The sequence below is a fragment of the Robbsia betulipollinis genome (genome assembly GCF_026624755.1).
Classification (GTDB): domain Bacteria; phylum Pseudomonadota; class Gammaproteobacteria; order Burkholderiales; family Burkholderiaceae; genus Robbsia; species Robbsia betulipollinis.
Genome location: NZ_JAPMXC010000005.1, coordinates 79,511 through 97,228 on the forward strand (window position 1 = coordinate 79,511; position 17,718 = coordinate 97,228).

General features: G+C 63.2%; 18 protein-coding genes and 3 tRNA genes. 10 read left to right on the top strand and 11 right to left on the bottom strand.

Translation table 11 applies throughout. The features are described 5' to 3' along the window. Positions 1–51 precede the first annotated feature (51 nt). Entirely contained in the window at positions 52–1,860 is a 1,809-nt protein-coding gene (locus tag OVY01_RS15130) for an ArnT family glycosyltransferase (protein ID WP_267848414.1), read from the top strand. 7 nt (positions 1,861–1,867) lie between these two features. On the opposite strand, the gene OVY01_RS15135 is transcribed toward OVY01_RS15130, so the two are convergent. Further along, positions 1,868–2,599, bottom strand: a complete 732-nt coding sequence (locus tag OVY01_RS15135; RefSeq protein WP_267848415.1) for a hypothetical protein — start codon at positions 2,597–2,599, stop codon at positions 1,868–1,870. Between the two features lie 259 nt (positions 2,600–2,858). Next, positions 2,859–3,920, bottom strand: coding sequence for a glycosyltransferase family 4 protein (locus OVY01_RS15140; protein ID WP_267848416.1), 1,062 nt, complete (start codon positions 3,918–3,920; stop codon positions 2,859–2,861). 436 nt (positions 3,921–4,356) lie between these two features. On the opposite strand from OVY01_RS15140, the gene OVY01_RS15145 reads away from it, so the two are divergent. Then, positions 4,357–6,234 carry an ABC transporter ATP-binding protein gene (locus OVY01_RS15145; protein ID WP_267848417.1) on the top strand — a complete coding sequence of 626 codons (1,878 nt, stop codon included), beginning with the start codon at positions 4,357–4,359 and terminating at the stop codon, positions 6,232–6,234. Positions 6,235–6,327: 93 nt separating this feature from the next. Here the strand turns inward: OVY01_RS15145 and otsA are convergent, their stop codons facing one another. Together otsA and otsB are read right to left on the bottom strand one after the other, a co-directional pair. Further along, positions 6,328–7,704 carry an alpha,alpha-trehalose-phosphate synthase (UDP-forming) gene (gene otsA / locus OVY01_RS15150; RefSeq protein WP_267848418.1) on the bottom strand — a complete coding sequence of 459 codons (1,377 nt, stop codon included), beginning with the start codon at positions 7,702–7,704 and terminating at the stop codon, positions 6,328–6,330. A gap of 53 nt (positions 7,705–7,757) precedes the next feature. Next, entirely contained in the window at positions 7,758–8,504 is a 747-nt protein-coding gene (otsB, locus tag OVY01_RS15155; RefSeq protein WP_267848419.1) for a trehalose-phosphatase, read from the bottom strand. Positions 8,505–8,759: 255 nt separating this feature from the next. Between otsB and OVY01_RS15160 the strand changes: the two genes are divergently transcribed. The 3 genes from OVY01_RS15160 to OVY01_RS15170 all read left to right on the top strand — a co-directional run bounded on the left by OVY01_RS15160 (position 8,760) and on the right by OVY01_RS15170 (position 10,934). Beyond that, positions 8,760–9,380, top strand: a complete 621-nt coding sequence (locus tag OVY01_RS15160) for an SCO family protein (protein ID WP_267848420.1) — start codon at positions 8,760–8,762, stop codon at positions 9,378–9,380. An 11-nt stretch (positions 9,381–9,391) separates the two neighbouring features. Continuing rightward, positions 9,392–9,979 (top strand): copper chaperone PCu(A)C, encoded by a 588-nt coding sequence (locus OVY01_RS15165; protein WP_267848421.1) that lies wholly within the window; start codon positions 9,392–9,394, stop codon positions 9,977–9,979. Positions 9,980–10,058: 79 nt separating this feature from the next. Then, positions 10,059–10,934 (top strand): cytochrome c oxidase assembly protein, encoded by an 876-nt coding sequence (locus OVY01_RS15170; RefSeq protein WP_267848422.1) that lies wholly within the window; start codon positions 10,059–10,061, stop codon positions 10,932–10,934. On the opposite strand, the gene OVY01_RS15175 is transcribed toward OVY01_RS15170, so the two are convergent. Continuing rightward, positions 10,889–11,344 carry a GNAT family N-acetyltransferase gene (locus tag OVY01_RS15175; protein ID WP_267848423.1) on the bottom strand — a complete coding sequence of 152 codons (456 nt, stop codon included), beginning with the start codon at positions 11,342–11,344 and terminating at the stop codon, positions 10,889–10,891. The two genes, OVY01_RS15170 and OVY01_RS15175, sit on opposite strands and share 46 nt — an antisense overlap. Before the next feature lie 166 nt (positions 11,345–11,510). Here OVY01_RS15175 and OVY01_RS23095 point away from each other — a divergent pair, with 166 nt between their 5' ends. Beyond that, a complete protein-coding gene (locus OVY01_RS23095; RefSeq protein WP_349293530.1) occupies positions 11,511–11,735 on the top strand; it encodes a type II toxin-antitoxin system RelE/ParE family toxin in 225 nt (74 codons plus the stop codon). A gap of 59 nt (positions 11,736–11,794) precedes the next feature. After that, positions 11,795–12,118 (top strand): addiction module antidote protein, encoded by a 324-nt coding sequence (locus OVY01_RS15185; protein WP_267848424.1) that lies wholly within the window; start codon positions 11,795–11,797, stop codon positions 12,116–12,118. 618 nt (positions 12,119–12,736) lie between these two features. On the opposite strand, the gene OVY01_RS15190 is transcribed toward OVY01_RS15185, so the two are convergent. Both OVY01_RS15190 and OVY01_RS15195 read right to left on the bottom strand, forming a co-directional pair. Beyond that, positions 12,737–13,435 carry a hypothetical protein gene (locus OVY01_RS15190; RefSeq protein ID WP_267848425.1) on the bottom strand — a complete coding sequence of 233 codons (699 nt, stop codon included), beginning with the start codon at positions 13,433–13,435 and terminating at the stop codon, positions 12,737–12,739. Positions 13,436–13,911: 476 nt separating this feature from the next. Beyond that, positions 13,912–14,271, bottom strand: coding sequence for a hypothetical protein (locus OVY01_RS15195; protein ID WP_267848426.1), 360 nt, complete (start codon positions 14,269–14,271; stop codon positions 13,912–13,914). Between the two features lie 78 nt (positions 14,272–14,349). On the opposite strand from OVY01_RS15195, the gene OVY01_RS15200 reads away from it, so the two are divergent. The 3 genes from OVY01_RS15200 to OVY01_RS15205 all read left to right on the top strand — a co-directional run bounded on the left by OVY01_RS15200 (position 14,350) and on the right by OVY01_RS15205 (position 15,757). Next, entirely contained in the window at positions 14,350–14,874 is a 525-nt protein-coding gene (locus tag OVY01_RS15200; RefSeq protein ID WP_267848427.1) for a hypothetical protein, read from the top strand. Continuing rightward, complete coding sequence (locus OVY01_RS23335; RefSeq protein ID WP_432422262.1) at positions 14,787–15,056, top strand: hypothetical protein; 270 nt, start codon at positions 14,787–14,789, stop codon at positions 15,054–15,056. The genes OVY01_RS15200 and OVY01_RS23335 overlap by 88 nt, the downstream gene beginning before the upstream one ends. Before the next feature lie 71 nt (positions 15,057–15,127). Then, positions 15,128–15,757 (top strand): NMCC_0638 family (lipo)protein, encoded by a 630-nt coding sequence (locus OVY01_RS15205; protein ID WP_267848428.1) that lies wholly within the window; start codon positions 15,128–15,130, stop codon positions 15,755–15,757. 86 nt (positions 15,758–15,843) lie between these two features. On the opposite strand, the gene OVY01_RS15210 is transcribed toward OVY01_RS15205, so the two are convergent. From OVY01_RS15210 to OVY01_RS15225, 4 genes are all read right to left on the bottom strand, one after another. Beyond that, positions 15,844–16,890, bottom strand: a complete 1,047-nt coding sequence (locus OVY01_RS15210; protein ID WP_267848429.1) for a site-specific integrase — start codon at positions 16,888–16,890, stop codon at positions 15,844–15,846. A gap of 298 nt (positions 16,891–17,188) precedes the next feature. Further along, positions 17,189–17,262 (bottom strand) — tRNA-Cys (locus OVY01_RS15215). A gap of 95 nt (positions 17,263–17,357) precedes the next feature. Next, a tRNA-Gly gene (locus OVY01_RS15220) sits at positions 17,358–17,433 on the bottom strand. Positions 17,434–17,534: 101 nt separating this feature from the next. Then, a tRNA-Gly gene (locus OVY01_RS15225) sits at positions 17,535–17,610 on the bottom strand. Between the last annotated feature and the right edge of the window lie 108 nt (positions 17,611–17,718).

Below are 17,718 nucleotides of genomic sequence, written 5' to 3' on the forward strand. Positions count from 1 at the left end.
GAGTGCTATCCTCGCTTCCGACATTTTTCATCGTCGGATCGAAGCATGCGCATGCCGTTTTCTGCTCCTGGACACGCCCCCCTCGGCACCGGCGAGGCGGGCCGGATTTCCCGCCTCGCGCTGGGCCTGGCCGCGATGATGTATCTCCTGCCCGGCATACTGGGTCACGAGCCGTGGAAGCAGGACGAAACCTATACCTTTGGCATCATCGACCACATCCTGAAGACCGGCGAATGGCTGGTTCCGATGAATGCCGGGCAGCCCTTCATGGAGAAGCCGCCGCTCTACATGTGGGTGTCGAGTCTGTTCGCCTACCTGTTCCAGCCGCTGTTGCCGCCGCATGACGGCGCGCGGCTGGCCAGCGTTCTGTTCGGCGCGCTCGCACTGGCGTTCGGCACCAGCGCGGCACGCAGCGCCAATGCGAACGCGCGCGCAAACGCGCCCGTGGTCGTGGGCACCGTTGCGCTGATGGCGGGGTCCCTGGTGCTGGTGAAGCACCTGCACGATCTCTTCTCCGACGTCGCCCTGCTGGCCGGTTCGGCGATCGCACTCGCCTCGCTCATGCGCGTGGTAGCCGCCGGCGGGGCAAGCGACACGCCCACGGGCCCGCGCCGCACCGGGCCAAGCCGGACGGACAGCTGCGCGCTGGGCATCGGCATCGGCATTGCCCTGATGAGCAAGGGCGTGTTTATTCCGGCCGTTTTCGCCGCGCTGGTGACGGTCCTGCCGCTCGTCCACCCGCCCTGCCGCCGACGGCGCTATTTCAGCGCGCTCGCGCTGGCGCTGCTGGTCAGCCTGCCGTTCCTGCTGATCTGGCCCGCCCTCTTGTATCGCGCGTCCCCTACCTTGTTCATGACCTGGTTCTGGGACAACAACGTCGGCCGCTTCCTGGGCTTCTCCGTGCCCGAATTGGGTTCGGAAAACGCACGCGGCTTTGTCGTCCAGGCACTGCTGACCTCCGGCTTTCCCGCCGGACCGCTGGCTCTCGCCAGTCTCGCGCTCGGGGGCTGGCGCCGTCTGCGGGAACCCGCGTATCTGATCGCCACGCTGTTTCTGGCCATCGGTCTGGCGGTATTGAGCGTGTCCGCCACGGCGCGGCAACTCTATCTGTTGCCGTTCATGCTGCCGGCCGCCATCCTCGCTGCGGACGCCGTGGCGCGTCTGCCGCAAACGCTCGCCACCGGCTGGGACTGGATCAGCCGCGCGTTGTTCGGCGCCGCCGCCATTCTCGTCTGGGCCGCCTGGTTCATCATGCGGCAACCGGTCGAGACCCATTCTCCGCTCGGCTTCGCGGCGCGCTGGCTGCCGCTCGATTACGTCCTGCCGTTGCAGCCGGTCGCGGTGCTGGCGGCCGTGGTGTTGACCCTCGCCTGGATGGGATGCGTCGCGATGCTGTCCGCGCACGGACGATGGCGCGGCGTGCTGTCCTGGTTCGCGGGCGTGACGCTGGTCTGGGGGCTGCTGACGACCCTGCTGCTGCCCTGGCTGGACCGCGGCAAAAGCTATGGACCGGTGTTCCGGGCGCTGGGCGCGGCCCTGCAACATGACTGGCGAACGGACGACTGCATGGCAAGCGTGCATCTCGGCGAGTCGGAAGCGCCGATGCTGTATTACTTCACCCGCATACCGCACCGCCCGGTGGCGGGGAAAGCCGCCACCCCTGTGTCCTGCCGCTGGATGATCGTACAAGGACGGCAAAGCCAGGCACAGGTGTCCCCGACGCAGTGGGCCTCCTATTGGCGCGGAGCGCGGCAAGGAGACACGCGGGAACAGCTGGTGGTATATCGTGCGCTGCCCGGGCGCCAGGTCCATCGGCCGGCTGTCGGGCAGCGCCTCGACGCCGCACCGGCCGCGCCGTGAACACGCGTCAGATGCGTCGCAGCGCCGTGTCGAGCGCGCGGGCGGAGGCGCGCTCGGCATTCCCCAGCGTCCGGACGCGGAACACGCGCTGGCGATTGTGGCCGGCCGCCGCGAGCGACGACCAGATCAGGTCGATGCGGGTGACGGCCAATGCGCGTTCCTGCCGGACCGCGAGTTCGCTGGCGGCATACTGACCGATCTTGCGGTTCTGGTCCCAGACGGTCGCATTCCGGCTATCGGGGTCGATTTCGACGCCGAAACAGCCGATCGCGAAACGTCCCGCGGTGGCGCGCGTACGCCACACCGCACGTCGGCGGCATAGCCAGGCGGCCAGGAAGTACAACAGGGGCGCCACCACCAGCCAGCCATTGGAATCGCGCACCGCCACCGCGAGTTCCCCGAAACCGGCATGCAGCGCGTAGAAGGCGATCGACAACACCGCGAAGGCGCCGCCCAGTAACGACAACGCACGCAGCAGTTGCCGCAGCCAGCGCGGCAGGGGCTGGAAAGGATGCGCCGCGCCGGGACGCGCGCCCGGGAGCGCAACCAGCAGAAACAGATAAAGCAGATGGAGAATCGCGACCGGCGAGGAGCCGATGTCATCCAGGATTTCGGCGAAACCCGCCTCGGACATCGAATACAGCCAGCGCGCGATGAACAGGATGCCGATCGCGCGCAGCGCGAACAGCGTGGCACTTCCCGGTACCGCGTTTTCACGTGCCCGCTGATGGCTCTGCACAGACTCTCCCGATATGGCTTCCCGCGTCGCCGAGCGCGCTCGCGCGGCCACGCCAACGGTTGGCATTATAAGGATCGGCACCGCCAATCGTGCATGCCGGCGGGAACCATTCATGCACCGGCGGGATCAGCCGTTGTTTTCGCGCACGGCGGCGGTGCGTACGACGCCGCCCCGCAGGCGGGCGACCATGCGGGGCGGAGCGGTGCGCAGCGGCAGTCGGCCGGGCCCGGCAGCGTACCGGGCCGCTGGCCGGGATCGATCAGCAGGCCTTCACGTCGCGCAGCGCGGGGCGCTGCTGGTGGATCAGCTTCTCGTAGGCCAGCACATACTCCTGCGCCATGCGCTTCGCGGTGAAACGTTCCTCGAACCGGCGCCGCACGCCCGCGCGCGGCAGCAGGTGCAGCCGGTTGATCGCCGCCACCGCGCCGATCTCGTCCTCGACGATGAAGCCGGAGACGCCGTTGTCGATGACTTCCGGCACCGAACCCCGATTGAAGGCGATCACCGGCGTGCCGCATGCCATCGCCTCGATCATCACCAGGCCAAAGGGCTCCGGCCAATCGATAGGGAACACCAGCGCATGCGCGCCGCCCAGGAAGGCAGGCTTCTGCGCCTCCGAAATCTCGCCGATGAATTCGACATGCGACTGCGACAGCAGCGGCTTGATCTGCGATTCGAAATACGCCCGGTCCGCATTGTCGAGCTTCGCCGCGATCTTCAGCGGCAAACCCGCCTTGGCCGCGATCCGGATCGCGCGGTCCAGCCCCTTTTCCGGCGAGACGCGTCCCAGGAAGGCCAGATAACCCGGCTTGATGTCGGTACGCGGCGTCAGCAGCTTTTCCGGAAGGCCATGCAGCACCGTGGTTAGCCAATTCGCCTGGGCAAGTGGCTGACGCTGATGATCCGAGATCGAAATGACGTTCGTCTGATTGAATTGCCGGAAAACCGGCTGCAGTTCCGGCAAGTCGAGACGGCCATGCATCGTCGTCACGTTCGGCGTCTGCTGCCGGCTGAACAGCGAAAACGGGTAGTAATCGATGTGGGAATGCAGGACATCGAACTCGTCCGCGCGCTGGCGCACGTGCTCGACCAGCAGCATATGCGGCGCGACGGTATCCCGAATGGTCGGATCCAGCCGCAGCGCCTGCGGCCAGACGGCGTCCAGCTTGGCCGATGTCTGCGAATCGCCACTGGCGAACAGCGTCACCTCATGTCCCAGTTCGACCAGCGCTTCGGTGAGATAAGATACGACCCGTTCCGTGCCACCGTAAAGCTTGGGCGGCACTGCTTCGTGTAACGGGGCGATCTGGGCGATTCGCATTGCAATTCCCCTTTCGGAATATGTCGGGATACGCTTTGGGGCGAGACGTGCCGTAATACAGTTAGGCAGGTGCGATTATCTCCGGGGATAATCCGCATGTCGCGGGCTTCTTTCAAACTATTTACGTTGTTACATTAATGAAACACTATGCCGTTCTGGCGCCTTTCCCGAGGGGGTACAGTATCCCTCCGGTAAGGAAAGAAACCCTGCCGGATACCGCGCGGTCGCCTGCAATCGATGGCAGACTGTCGCCTGCCGGTGCGCTACGAGCCACCGCACGCTCACCCATGGACCGATGAAACGCGTCGGTCCCGCCGCCGACATTGATGGCGCACGTCGGCCCGTTTGCCCATCTCGCCCGGCCGCCGTCATTGCGCGATGTTTTCCGCATTCCTTGTCGTTTCATTTTCGCATCGATCCGTAACAGGTCCTGGATATGTCAAATACCTACAACGGCCCGACTGATACCGTTTTCGAAAAGCTGTCTCCCGCCGAGCGCAATGCGCGTTATGCGGACATGGCGAGTTACGCGCAACGCCCGCTCGCCTTTCTGCTGAGCTACATCAAAAGGCATCCGCTGGCGCACGGAATCGTGCTGACGAGCGTGCTGGTGGCCGTCGGCTGCGCGCTGGCGTCGCAATATGCGATCAAGCATCTGATCGACGTCCTCGGCCAGGGGCGCGATCACAATACCGCCCTGTGGAGCGCCTTCGGGATCCTGGTGGCCCTGATCGCCGCCGATAATCTGGCGTGGCGCGTCGGCGGCTGGGTGGGCGCGCATACCTTCGTGCAGGTCACCGGCGACCTGCGCCGCGACCTGTTCCGCTATCTAAGCGGGCATTCGCCGAACTTCTTCGCCGAGAAACAGCCGGGCATGCTGGCGAGCCGCATCACCGCGACCTCGAACGCCATCTACATCGCCGAAAACACCTTTTCGTGGAACGTGCTGCCGCCCTGCATCGCGGTGGTCGGCGCGATCGTCATGATCATCTCCGTGAACCCGATGATGGCGGCGGGTCTGCTCGGCACATCGGCGATTCTCTCCCTCGTGCTCTACAAACTCGCCGGACGCGGTACGCAGCGCCACCACGCGTTCGCTTCCCGGGCGGCCGCGGTCGACGGCGAGCTGGTCGACGTGATCGGCAATATGGGCCTGGTGCGCGCCTTCGGCGCGACCTTCCGCGAGCAACAGCGTTTTGCCGGAAAGATCGGCGACGAGATGGGTACGCGTACGGGCAGCCTGCTGTACCTGGAGAAGCTGCGCTTGCTGCACGCGGTCGTCACCGCCCTGCTCTCGGCCGGTCTGCTGGGCTGGGCGCTGCTGCTGTGGCAGCGTGGCCAGGCGACATCGGGCGACATCGTGCTGGTCAGTTCGCTCGGCTTCACCATCCTGCACGGCACGCGCGACCTCGCCGTGGCGCTCGTCGACGTCACGCAGCATGTGGCGCGGCTCGCCGAGGCGGTCGAGACCCTGTTGCAGCCGCACGGCATGCCGGACGATTCGAACGCGACCACGTTGCAGGAACAGGGCGGCCGTGTCGACTTCGTCAACACCACCTTCGCCTATCCGCGCCGCAAGCCGATCCTCGAGAACTTCAACCTGACGATCGAACCCGGCCAGCGCGTCGGCCTGATCGGCCGCTCGGGGGCAGGTAAATCGACGGTGCTCGCGCTGTTGCAACGCTTCTACGATCCGCAGGAAGGCGAGGTCCGCGTCGACGACCAGAACATCGCCCGGCTGACGCAGGACAGCCTGCGCCATGCGATCGCGCTGGTGCCGCAGGATATCTCGCTGTTTCACCGCACCGTCTTCGAGAACATCCAGTACGGCCGGCCGGACGCCACCGCCGAAGAGGTCTACCAGGCCGCGGGCGAGGCGCGCTGCACGGAGTTCATCGAGGCGATGCCCGAGGGTTTCGACACGATCGTCGGCGACCGCGGCGTCAAGCTCTCCGGCGGCCAGCGCCAACGCATCGCGATCGCTCGCGCGATCCTGAAAAATGCCCCCATCCTGCTGCTCGACGAAGCCACCTCGGCGCTCGACAGCGCGTCCGAGGATGCCATTCAGCAGGCGCTGGACCGGCTGATGCGGGGACGTACCGTGATCGCGATCGCGCACCGCCTGTCGACCCTGCAGAATTTCGACCGGATCGTCGTGATGAGCAACGGCAAGGTCATCGACGACGGCGAGCCGTCGGTGCTGCGCACGCAGCCGGGACTGTATCGGGAATTGCTGAGCCGCCAGGGCGGCGCCATCGAGGGCGACGGCCAGGACGGCTTCCGTCTCGAAACGGAAATCCGCGAGACCAGCTGAGGGCGGAAGGCCATCCGGTCGCCCTGCGCCGCGGCCTCGGCTGCCGTTCACGGCGCACACGGCGGGACGGACACGGTGCGCCGGCCCGACTCGCTATGCGGGGTTCAGCGCCTGCAGGAATGCGTCGCGCCACGCGGACACATTGTCACGCCGCAGCATCGCCATCATGTCCTCATACCGCGCCTGGCGCTCCGCGAGCGGCATGTGCAACGCCTGCGCCAGCGCCTCGGCCATGCCTTCGACATCCAGCGGATTGACGATCAATGCCCCGTTCATCTGTTGCGCGGCGCCCGCGAAGCGGGACAGCACCAGTACGCCCGGGTCCGCCGGATCCTGCGCCGCCACGTATTCCTTGGCAACCAGGTTCATGCCGTCGCGCAGCGGCGTCACATAACCCACATGCGCGGCGCGAAATACCGACGCCAGCACCGGCCGTTCGTACTGACGATGGATGTAGCGAATGGGCGTCCAGTGCATTTCGCCATAGCGGCCATTGATCCGTCCGGCTTCTGATTCCAGCGCGTCGCGAATGTTCTGGTACGCATCGACGTCGGCCCGGGTCGGCGGCGCGATCTGCAGAAAGGACACCCGCTGCCGCTCCTCGGGAAACCGCGCCAGCAGGACGTCGAAGGCCTTGAAGCGCTCGACCAGCCCCTTCGAGTAATCGAGCCGGTCGACGCTGACGATCAGACGGGTGTCGACCAGCGTGCGGTGCAGCGTCCGCAGCACATCGCTGTCGCTGCCGTACTCCGCCAGCGCCGCCACTTCGTCCGGATGGATGCCGATCGGGAACGCCTGTGCGCGGAGCGTGCGCCCATAGGCCGCGATCGATCCATCGGCCTGGGCCGTGCCCCCCGCCTCGTGCTGGATATAGTCGACGAAGGCCCGCAGGTCGGGCGCCGTTTGCAGTCCGACCAGATCGTACGAACAGAGCGCGCGCATCAGGTCCGCGTGCGGGGGAATCGTCGCGAGCACCTGCGCCGCCGGAAACGGCGTATGCAGGAAGAAGCCGATGCGGTTGCGCACGCCCGCCGCGCGCAGCGCCGCGGCGAAGGGGATCAGGTGATAGTCGTGCGCCCAGATGACGTCGTCGGGGCGCAGCAGGGGCAGCAACTGCTCCGCGAGCCAGCCGTTCACGCGCTTGTAGCCCTCGTATTCCTCGCGATCGAATTCGGTCAGGTCGCTGCGATAGTGAAGCGTGGGCCAGAGGGTCGCGTTCGAGAAGCCGCGGTAGTACTGCTCGTAGTCGCGGCGCGACAGACCGATCGTCGCGAACGTCACCGGACCATGCGGCTCGACGGTCATCGTCGGCGGCGGCGCATGGTCGTCGACGATATCGCCGCTCCAGCCAAACCACATGCCGCCGGTCTCGCGCAACGCGTCGTAGACGCCCACGGCCAGGCCGCCGGCGGCCGGTCCGCCCTCGGAGATCGGGGCGACACGGTTCGAGACGATGATCAGTCGGGTCATGGACAGGCCGATGGCGCGTTCAGAAGCGGTTCAGAAGAAAAACGGCGGGAAGTTCAGGCAGCAGCGGCATCGACGACCTGGGCGAGCCAGTCGACGAACGCGTCGACCGATGGCAGCCGCAGCGTCGCGAGCGTGTCGCCCTCGCCGATCTTCACCGACAGGCCGCCCAGTTCGTTGACGACGGCAAACCCCTTTTCATCGGTCAGATCGTCGCCGGCGAACAGCGGCGTGCGCCCGGCGAAAGGCGCGCCCGTCATGAAGTGACGGATCGCGCGACCCTTGTCGACGCCCTGCGGCTTGATCTCGAACACCATCTTGCCCGGCTGCAGCACGAAGGCGTCGCCATGCAGCGCCACCGCCTGCCGCGCCGCATCCTCGGCAACGGCCGCATGCCGCGGTGCGGCGCGATAGTGAACCGCGAGTCCGGCCCCCTTCACTTCGAGCAGCAGCCCGGGATGCGCGGCGACCACGTCCTCGAGCAGCCGGCGCATGTCGAGCAGGCGCGGATCGCCGAAACCGACGCGCACCGTCTCTCCGTCGAGCCCGCGCCGCTCGGCGCCATGCGAGCCTGCGATCGGCAGGCGCAGCGGCGCGAGGAAACGGTCGATATCGTCGATTGGGCGGCCCGTGACGATGGCCAGCGCCTGATTGCTGCGCGCGCGCAAGGCTTCCAGCAGCACCGGCACGCGCGGCGCGACCTGCACGCCGTCGGGCGTGGGCGCGAGCGCGCACAACGTGCCGTCGAAATCGAAGAAGAACGCGGTGGAATCCAGCGCGGGCAGGGAGGAAGCGAACGGCATTTCGCGGAGTCTGATTTGGCAATGGAATGCCGGCATCTTACAACGGGGCGGTCGTTTTGACGAAGGCAAAGGCGTAACATTGCGTGTCCACGTGGGCGCTCGCGACACGGGCCGCCAGCGGTGAACCCGCGGAACCGCGCATGCGTGCCGCGGCGTGCGCCCGCCGCGACGTTCCTGCGAACGACGCTTTCGATCCGCCGACGCGGCGCCTTGCGCTACAGTCGGCGCGATTCAGGCGATAGCCGGGAGGGTGTTATGCATTTTTACAGGTCCGGGTTGCGGGCCGTCGCGCCACTGCGGTGCGCACTGCTCGCCGCGCTGCTGGTGGCGGCCTGCGCGCGCCACACGCCGCAGAACTGGCAGCTGACGGACATCGACGGCCACCTGCCGGACCTGCGTTTCGCGCTCGTCGCCGACAATGGCCAGGCAATGAACCAGGACGCCTTGCGTGGCAAGGTGGTGATGGTGTTCTTCGGCTATACCCACTGCCCGGACATCTGTCCGACGACATTGGCGAAACTGAGCGCCGTGCTGAAAACAGTGGGCCCTGCGGCGAACGATGCGCGGATCGCCTTCATCTCGGTCGACCCCGCGCGCGACGATCCTGCATCGATGCATGCCTATGTGGACGCCTTCGACGCCGCCCATGCGATCGGCCTGAGCGGCACATCCGACGACGTCGAGCAACTGGCCAGACGTTACCGTGTCGCCTACGCCGCGGAACGCCGCGACGCCGCCGGCCAGTACGAGGTCACCCACAGCGGCGCGGTCTATCTGTTCGACCGCGCGGGCCACGCCCGCCTGATCGCCAGCGTCGACGCCGCGCCCGAGAAGATCGCCCACGATCTACGCCTGTTGCTCGCCACTTCTTCCTGAGACCCGTCACGATGCATCGTTTTCGTCCACCCGCGCTTTCCGCCCCGTCCTTCCCGCCTGTCCCCGCATCCCGCGCGCACGCGGGCGCGGGCCGCCGCGCCGCCTTGCCCGCGGCCCGCCGCCGGCTGCTGGCCGCCCTGCTGTTCAGCGTCGGGTCGATCGGCCTCGCGCACGCGGCCGAGACCGCGCGAAGCGCCGTGCATGCCCCGGAGCGCGCCGCGCCGCAGTCGCCCGTGCGCGTCTCCCATGCCTGGATCCGCTGGCTGCCCAGTCAATTGCCGGCCGCCGGCTACATGGTTCTCGAAAATACCGGCGAGCGTCCGCTCGATCTGATTGGCGTCGCCAGCCCCGATTATGCCGATGTGATGCTGCATCGCACGCTGCGCAACGGCGCGACGACGACGATGGAGATGACGCCCACGCTCGCCTTGCCACCGCACGAGAAGGTGGCGATCGCGCCGGGCGGCTATCATCTGATGCTGGAAAAACCGACGCGCGCGCTCGCGCCCGGCGCCACCGTGCAACTGGAACTGCGGTTCTCGGACGGCGCCGCGATGCGCACCGCCGTGCCGGTCAGCGCGCCGACGCGCACCCAGTGACCCGTCCGATGTCCGGCATCGCGCCCCGCCTGCCTTGCATGAGACGGCATCCCCCCGCCCCGCACGGAACTCCGCCCCGATGACGCTCCTCCACTGGCTGTCTCCCTGGGAACCGTCGCCCACGTTCGTCGCGGTCTTCCTGTCGTTCAGCGTGCTGTATCTGCGAGGCACGCGCCGGCAACATGTCTCGCTGGACCGTCAGCTGGCTTTCTGGCTCGGCATGGCAGGCATCTACATCGCCCTGCATACGCGGCTCGACTACTACTTCGAACGCCAGTTCTTCCTGCATCGTCTGCAGCATCTGGTCCTGCACCACCTCGGGCCTTTCCTGATCGCGCTGGGCCACCCGGGAGCCGTGCTGCGCGCCGGCATGCCCGTGCGCGTGCGCCAGCGTGTCTTCAACCCGTTCCTGCGCTGGCCGCCGGTGCGTTATCTGCTGAACGTCCTGCTGCATCCGGTGGTGGCGGTCGTGCTGTTCACCGGGATCATCTATTTCTGGCTGGCCTCATCGGTGCATTTCATCGCCATGCTCGACTGGCGCCTGTACCGCGTGATGAACTGGAGCGTGACGGTGGACGGGCTGTTGTTCTGGTGCCTGGTACTGGACCGGCGTCCGGCGCCGCCGGCACGCCTCTCGCCCGGAAAACGCATCCTGGTCATCGTCGCCGCGGCGCCGCCACAGATCGTGCTGGGCGCTTATGTGTTTTTCTCGACGCACGACCGCTATCCGATCTATGCGTTGTGCGGGCGGGCGCTGGTGGGCATGAGCGCCCTGCGCGACCAGCAGCTGGGCGGGCTGATTCTGTGGATTCCGGGCGCCATGATGAGCGCCGTCGGCGCGCTGATCGCGCTACGTCATTGGCTGCGCCTGTCGGCGCGCGGCCGGCTGCGCGCCGGCACGCGTGGCGCTCAACTGCGGCGCATGTCCAGATGGGGGATGCCGTCTTCCAGATAGGGGCCGCTCACCTTCGCGAAACCGAACGATTCGTAGAAGACCCGCAGGTATTGCTGGGCGCTGAGGCGCACGGCCGAGCCCGTCCAATTGGTTTCCACCTGCTGCAACGCGCGCTGCAGCAGCGCCTTGCCCAGACCCCGGTCGCGGTACTCCGCGATCGTCAGCACGCGCCCGATGCGTGCTTCGCCGGTTTCCGGGTCCGGCGCGAAAATGCGCGCGTAGGCCACCAGCGGCGCGCGCGACGAGTCCGTGTCGACCGCGAACAGGTGCCAGGCCCGGTCGTCGAGACCGTCGATATCCGTATAGACACACCGTTGCTCGATCACGAACACCGTGCTGCGCGCGTCCAGAATCGCGTACAGCTCGCTGACCGACAACTCATAAAACCGCTTCCAATACCACTCGATCATCCTTCATCCTCATTACGGGCTTGGCGACAGTCGCCGGATACCGGAAATATACGGGAAGATCCGCGGCTGACCTCGCGTTTCATCGTATATCAAAATCAAATACTTCGGGAAAATACCCAGATCGCATGGTGCGTCGCATCGATTCCGGCATGCAAGGCGTGTCGAGATCGAACAGACAGAGACGTTCCGCACGTGGGAAGCGAAGCTCGAGGATAAGCGAGCGCGAACCTTGATCGCTGCCAGGGTGATGCGCATGGCCGAGGGACTGCCGGGAGACATAGCACCGGTAGGAAACGGAGTGAGTGAGCTCCGCATCCACTACGGTCCGGGATACCGCCTCTATGTTCAGCAACGCGGCAACACGCTGTGTGGTCCTCCTATGCGGCGGTGATAAAAGTACTTAGCCGCGCGACATAGTCATGGCAAAAAAACTGGCGCAGGAATGGAGTGATGAAAATGTCCGAAAAACTATCCACCTACGACCCCGCAGCAGCCTTGGTCGACAGTGAGGAAATCGCCGTGTTCATGGCGGACGCATTTGAAACCGGAGACGTAGGATATATCGCGAAGGCGTTGGGTATCGTCGCGCGGGCACGTGGCATGAGCCAAATTGCAAGCGAAACGGGCTTGTCACGAGAGCAGCTTTACCGGTCATTCAGTGAAAATGGCAACCCGACTTTGAAGACTACACTTGCGGTAATGAAAGCGCTGGGAGTCGAAATCACTACAAAAGCGCTGCCCAACAACAGCACTTCCAAAGCGCTCGTCTTATAATTTTATCCCACTCAATTGTCAACAAGCCAGGAATCTCCAGCATCGTAGGATACTTACATTTAAAAACGTGATCAGTACCATGAAAAACACGCTGCTGGTTAAACCAACCACGATTAGCCCGACGCGGGCGTGTATACGTTTCTCAATTCTTTCCCCGAGGAGAGCTTGAATCCCTACGTACGATTGCGATTGAACATTACTCCGGATGACGATGCTCGGAGCACAGGGTGTAGAGTTCATTCCCGACGATGAACTATGAGTCGCTCCGGGTATGAACTGCCCCCCAAGAGTTGGACACAACCTTGGAAGTCAGTTCAAATCCGGGGCGATTCACTGATCCGCATCTCGACGGGCCACCATGTATGGAAATATGCCTCGTTTGCAAGCACTGCATAAGAAATTCTTGGACGCGACTGGATGTGCGGAAGGCCGGCTGTAGACTCCCGGCTATAGCAAGACAAGACCTCAACGGCTTATTTCCAGCGATACCCGTACCGCTGCTGAACATGACTTTCGGCTCAGGGGCGACCTCCGGTTTTTCTGGAGCCCCCATGCCGAAACCACTTGATTGTCAAGGTCGTACCCAAGCTGGGCATCCCCTTGCACTCAATACAAATCTTAATATTTTTTCTCTTTTATCCCTTCCGGGTAGATACGTTCAAAAACCCTTTTTGCCTCGGCGTTTTTCTCCTTCAAGAATTTTTTAGGACGTCCTTCGTATCGGGTATCAACGCTATTCACGTCAACGCCGCGCCGCCCCAATTCTTTTGAAAACTGATGTGAATACTCAAGTGGCGGCGCGTAGTGTCCACTCCGATCCGTGACACCCGCCAAGCGACCTTCCTCAGCTGTAAGAGATCCCGCTGCCGAAACCGGCTGTCCTGCTAGGAACGCAGAATGATGCATGACAGTCTGCGAGGACGCGGCGAATATCTCCCCTTTTCCATCCATGGCAAACAGGTAAGCGCCCCGGGGGTTTGACCCATCACGAGTGTCCAATGGTTTTTCCTGTCCTTCTGGACCCTGATATAGACGTCCTCCCTTGGCCATGACAAGATACTGGTCTCGTTCGCTTTCCGATAAGTACTTGACCGGCCTTCCTTGCTTCGCGTTATTTTCATCTTTAAGCGCACCAGCGTTCTTCAGCATGCCGACCGTTTTATATTTTCTAGGCAACAACCCCGCCAGTGGGCCTGATGAAGCCGCAGATCTTGTCGAACCAGATGTGCTGCTCGTTCCTTGACTGGAATTTTGCGTGTCTGAAGGGATAGCAGGCGCGGCGGCATCTGTAATTTTCGGGGCGATTCGATTGACCATTTGCATTTCCGTGCCTAGGAATTATTCAAACAAGCAAAAATAATTTCCATGAATTGTAAAAACAATACCAGAAACGGATTTTCATAAAAATCATAGATTATGTTGCTTGAAAAGCCAACCCATATATTTTCAGCAAATAATTTTTATGCTACGAAACGTCACCGCATGGCATGCCGGAAAATGCGAAACCGTTGCCGTGGTAACGAACATTTTTCCAGCCGGCGAGCTGCGGTGGTCGCTTTCATGCGCGATACCGCCTCCTGAACAGATCAGCGACCAGACCATCCACGCGGTCCAGCGTAGCGAGTGCAAAGTCGAAGCGTCGTTCCCAGTGCCGCTGGTACTGATCCAGCGACAGTCCCAACGCCCTCGCCCGTGCCGGATGGTCCGCGCGGCGCTTTTCCGGGCCGCGGCACGTGGGACAGAGTTGGCATGCAGGCGATGCCGGCCGAGACTCGCGGCGCTTGGCCCATATCTCACGCGACACCCCGGCGGCGCACGCCACCTGACTGACCGTGCCACGGCCGCAGCACTGTGGACAGCGATCGTTGATCCATTCGGTGAGCGCACGGCACGCCAGCCGATCTCACGTCCCCTTGCGCCGCACCAGTCTCGTTATTGTCAGAACGCAGCAGTTTGCGCCGACGCTTTGCACGCGCGTGATGCAGGTAACGGGATGTCTCGGTCAAGCGCTGGATTGAGCATTGCGCGGCCTTGGAGGCGCTTTCGATGCGGGCAAGTTCATCGGCGTGGATGATCTTGTCGACGACCGATTCCGCGATGATGCGGCTGATGTCGCCGACGTCGGCCTGCACTTCGCGTGCGGCGTGGGTCATCACAGCCCTGAAGCGGGAAGGTCTGAGCCAGGATGACATCACCGCTCGGCTGAATATCACCACCAGACCGTCCGGGACGTGCTACTCCTCGCCAATGCCCCGGCCGCCATGCGCAGGATGAGCGAGTGCCGCGAGATCCCTTCCACATTGGCGGTCAGCGAGATTCGCGAGCACGGCCATGACAAGGCTTTGCAACGCTTCGAAAAGACGCTGGCAGCGGCCCAGGCAGGCGGCAAAACCAGAATCACCAAAAAGGACATCGCCAAGACTGAGTCGAGCGACCGAAGCCTGGCCCCTGCTCCCAGCGTCAAGGCGGCCGAGATCGCCGCCGCCACGTCAGCGCAGGCAACTTCCAGTCAGGTCGTCAAGTTGGTGGCTGGACGACAGTGCGTACTGCGCGACCCTGCTGTTGGAAATTTGTTGGGAGCGACGATCGAGGTGATCCGAGACGCGCTTCTGCCGTTCGCATCGGTCTCGGAGCCAGCACCATCCAGAAACTGGCGAAGGAAGGTCAGATACCGGGAGCGAAAATCGGGCGGGCGTGGGTGTTCCTGGAGGAGGACGTCGTCGCCTATCTGCGGCAAAGGATCAAGGATCAGTTGACCGCTCGGTTGAATGGCGATGCATTTCGGGAGGCGGACGTGGTCTTGCAAGCGGCGCTCGACCGGCAGATGGCAAGTGACGGCTCCGGCGATTTCACCGAGTTCGGCCCGCACAGGCCGCGCAAGCGTGGCCGGCCAAAGCGGGCACTACCGCGTCTCCCGGATTTTTTGCCTCTTCCCTAAAGAGAATTAGGCATTTGCCGTTGTTAAGACAACCGGCACTTCCTGCCGGCCCACTCATCCAAGAACAAATTGTGAACTTCACTAAAAATTTTGCCGTGGTGCTTGCATTCGCCTCTGTCTGGGCCGGCCCCAATGCCAATGCAGCGGATGAGCCCGAGGCCCGGTTTTTCATGCAGGCGTTTTCTTCCTTGTGCTCAGCGTCCGTAGCCGACCCTTCGGCACTGCGCGCGAAACTCAGCCGGCTCCCCCAGCTTCCGCCGGAAAATGCCCGGCATTTTCTCGCGGGCCATCCTGGCGACGCCTGGCCCTTGCCATATGACGGCAAGATCGGCAACTTCGTGCTTGTGCTGACGTCGGACAAGCCGCTCTGTGCGGTGTATGCGCGTCGCTTGGACGTTCAGGCTGCCGCCTTGCTTTTCGATCGAACCCTATCCCATTCGCCGAAGCCGTCGGTTGTAGTCGAGAAGCACCCTGAGATCGATGCCAATAGTCCTGTCAACGGCAAGATACACACCGTGTCATACACCTGGGATGTATCGGGAAACACAGACAAGAAAATACTGTTCATGATGACAACGTCCGCTGCCGCGGATGCAAAGATTCAGGCCATAGCATCTGCATCGATGCTGAAAGAGGGAGAACAGCCTACCAAAACGGCGAACCCGTTTTCCGATACGCAAGATCACCCGTCGCAACCGTAGTGACCAAAAGCGTCAAACCCCGCATAGGCAGCGTGGGGACGGGCAATGTCGTCCCTCGTCGGCATGCGTTACCGCCGTCCCGAACGTCACCACAGCATCCTGGCCAACTCGCTTCCCCTCAGATTGGCATACCGCATCAGCACTCTGGGATCGGTGTGCCCGGTAATCTTCGCGATTTGCAGATCGGACAGCGAAGTTTTCTCGAAGAGCCGTGACGTTGCTTCATGCCGCAAATCGTGAAAAGTAAGATTGACGCAGGCTGCCGCGTCGAAGATCCGGGCGTATTGTCGCGATAGTTGCAACGTCACATTCCTCAAATTCAAGTCCCGAATCGCGTCCGGCTCGGTGTTTTTGCTGCCGTGCCACCAGGGAAACACCATACCGGAAGCGAACGTGAAACCTTGCATTGCGAGGTCTCCGCTTTGCACCCGGGCCACATAGCTCTCGAACGCGCCGATCGCGATCGAGGTCATCGGCACCTGGCGCTTGCTACCGTTTTTCGTCTTGTCCAGGAATATGGTGCGGCGCCCCGTATCAACCTGATCGAGCGTCAAGGTGTACATCTCGCGCATGCGCATCGCCGACTCGATCGCCAACTCGAACAGGAATGCGATCGCGGGCGCGTAGTGCAACGTCAACGCACGCTGCCGCCCTTCGGGTTTATGGCCCGCGAGAATGCGTCGCACCGCGCTCTCTTCATCCACCGACAGACGTCGGTCGCGACACACATCGACCTTCACCAGCTTGTTTTGGGTCTTGACCACGGCGCCGTCTTCGGCGTTGTAAGTGGCATACCGCTTAGGCAACAGCCGGAGAGGGTTGACGGGCAACAAGGTGGAGCCGGACGTGACTACCCAATCGAAACATCTCGCAAGTGCTCCGACGTAGTGGCGGATCGTTGACGGCGCCATGTTGTCGACGCGCTTCATCGAGCGGATCCAGGACTCGGCCCACTGATAATTGACCAAGGTCAGCGGCTCCTTTTTCCATCGGTCCATCAAGCGACCAAGCAGCGCGATTTCGGACGTCACAAGCGAATGGGATGTCAGGTAGGCCCGAATCGCCTCGTCGATCGAAATGAAGGCATCGCGCTGGGCGATCAATTCGTCGGGCACGATACCCGCGTCGAGCATCTGCTCCAGGCGGCCTATGTAGGCGTCCCCTTCCGCCTCCGTTCCGAACGTGAAGGTCAGCGGCTTCGGCAGGATGCCTTTGCGGCGAACGACATATTCTCAGTTGCCGGAGGGGCGTTTGCGTTTGGTCGACATGAGCGGGCGGCGAAGCTCACGTATACGGCCAGATAGCCGTTACACGCGTGGCTGAGCACTTTTTTGGAGTGGCTGGAGCCCGTTTTATACCCGTTTTGGTGCAGGATTGCTATGGGAAGTAGCCTAGACTCAACAGCGAAACCGTTGATCTTTAAGGCTTTTATGGAGGCGGGGGTCGGAATCGAACCGGCGTACACGGCTTTGCAGGCCGCTGCATGACCACTCTGCCACCCCGCCAGGGGAGACTCGACCGGGTCGCGGACGCTGTCGAAACGCGTACGGACGCAATACCCGGTGAAAGTAAAAAGGGAAGCAGTGCTTCCCCTTTTGTGTGGAGCGGGAGACGAGGCTCGAACTCGCGACCTCAACCTTGGCAAGGTTGCGCTCTACCAACTGAGCTACTCCCGCAAAACGCTTACTGCCGCATCGTACCCTGACCACCTGGCCGACACGTACAACACTGCCACTTCATGCTTCGCCGATACTCGATGAAGCGACAGCTACAAATATGGAGCGGGAGACGAGGCTCGAACTCGCGACCTCAACCTTGGCAAGGTTGCGCTCTACCAACTGAGCTACTCCCGCATGGTAATGCCTGTTACTGCGTTGTACGACCTTGCTGCTTGTCTGCTGCCTTTCCCGGGGCCGTTTCTGCTTGATCGCGGGAGAACGAGATTATGTCCAAGGGGCGAG

Excerpts from the sequence above, each read along its gene's own strand:
- OVY01_RS15130 (WP_267848414.1), top strand. The coding sequence starts at position 52 with ATGCCGTTTTCTGCTCCTGGACACGCCCCCCTCGGCACCGGCGAGGCG.
- OVY01_RS15140 (WP_267848416.1), bottom strand. The coding sequence starts at position 3,920 with ATGCGAATCGCCCAGATCGCCCCGTTACACGAAGCAGTGCCGCCCAAG.
- OVY01_RS15145 (WP_267848417.1), top strand. The coding sequence starts at position 4,357 with ATGTCAAATACCTACAACGGCCCGACTGATACCGTTTTCGAAAAGCTG.
- otsA (WP_267848418.1), bottom strand. The coding sequence starts at position 7,704 with ATGACCCGACTGATCATCGTCTCGAACCGTGTCGCCCCGATCTCCGAG.
- otsB (WP_267848419.1), bottom strand. The coding sequence starts at position 8,504 with ATGCCGTTCGCTTCCTCCCTGCCCGCGCTGGATTCCACCGCGTTCTTC.
- OVY01_RS15160 (WP_267848420.1), top strand. The coding sequence starts at position 8,760 with ATGCATTTTTACAGGTCCGGGTTGCGGGCCGTCGCGCCACTGCGGTGC.
- OVY01_RS15165 (WP_267848421.1), top strand. The coding sequence starts at position 9,392 with ATGCATCGTTTTCGTCCACCCGCGCTTTCCGCCCCGTCCTTCCCGCCT.
- OVY01_RS15170 (WP_267848422.1), top strand. The coding sequence starts at position 10,059 with ATGACGCTCCTCCACTGGCTGTCTCCCTGGGAACCGTCGCCCACGTTC.
- OVY01_RS15175 (WP_267848423.1), bottom strand. The coding sequence starts at position 11,344 with ATGATCGAGTGGTATTGGAAGCGGTTTTATGAGTTGTCGGTCAGCGAG.
- OVY01_RS15185 (WP_267848424.1), top strand. The coding sequence starts at position 11,795 with ATGAAAATGTCCGAAAAACTATCCACCTACGACCCCGCAGCAGCCTTG.
- OVY01_RS15190 (WP_267848425.1), bottom strand. The coding sequence starts at position 13,435 with ATGGTCAATCGAATCGCCCCGAAAATTACAGATGCCGCCGCGCCTGCT.
- OVY01_RS15195 (WP_267848426.1), bottom strand. The coding sequence starts at position 14,271 with ATGACCCACGCCGCACGCGAAGTGCAGGCCGACGTCGGCGACATCAGC.
- OVY01_RS15210 (WP_267848429.1), bottom strand. The coding sequence starts at position 16,890 with ATGCTCGACGCGGGTATCGTGCCCGACGAATTGATCGCCCAGCGCGAT.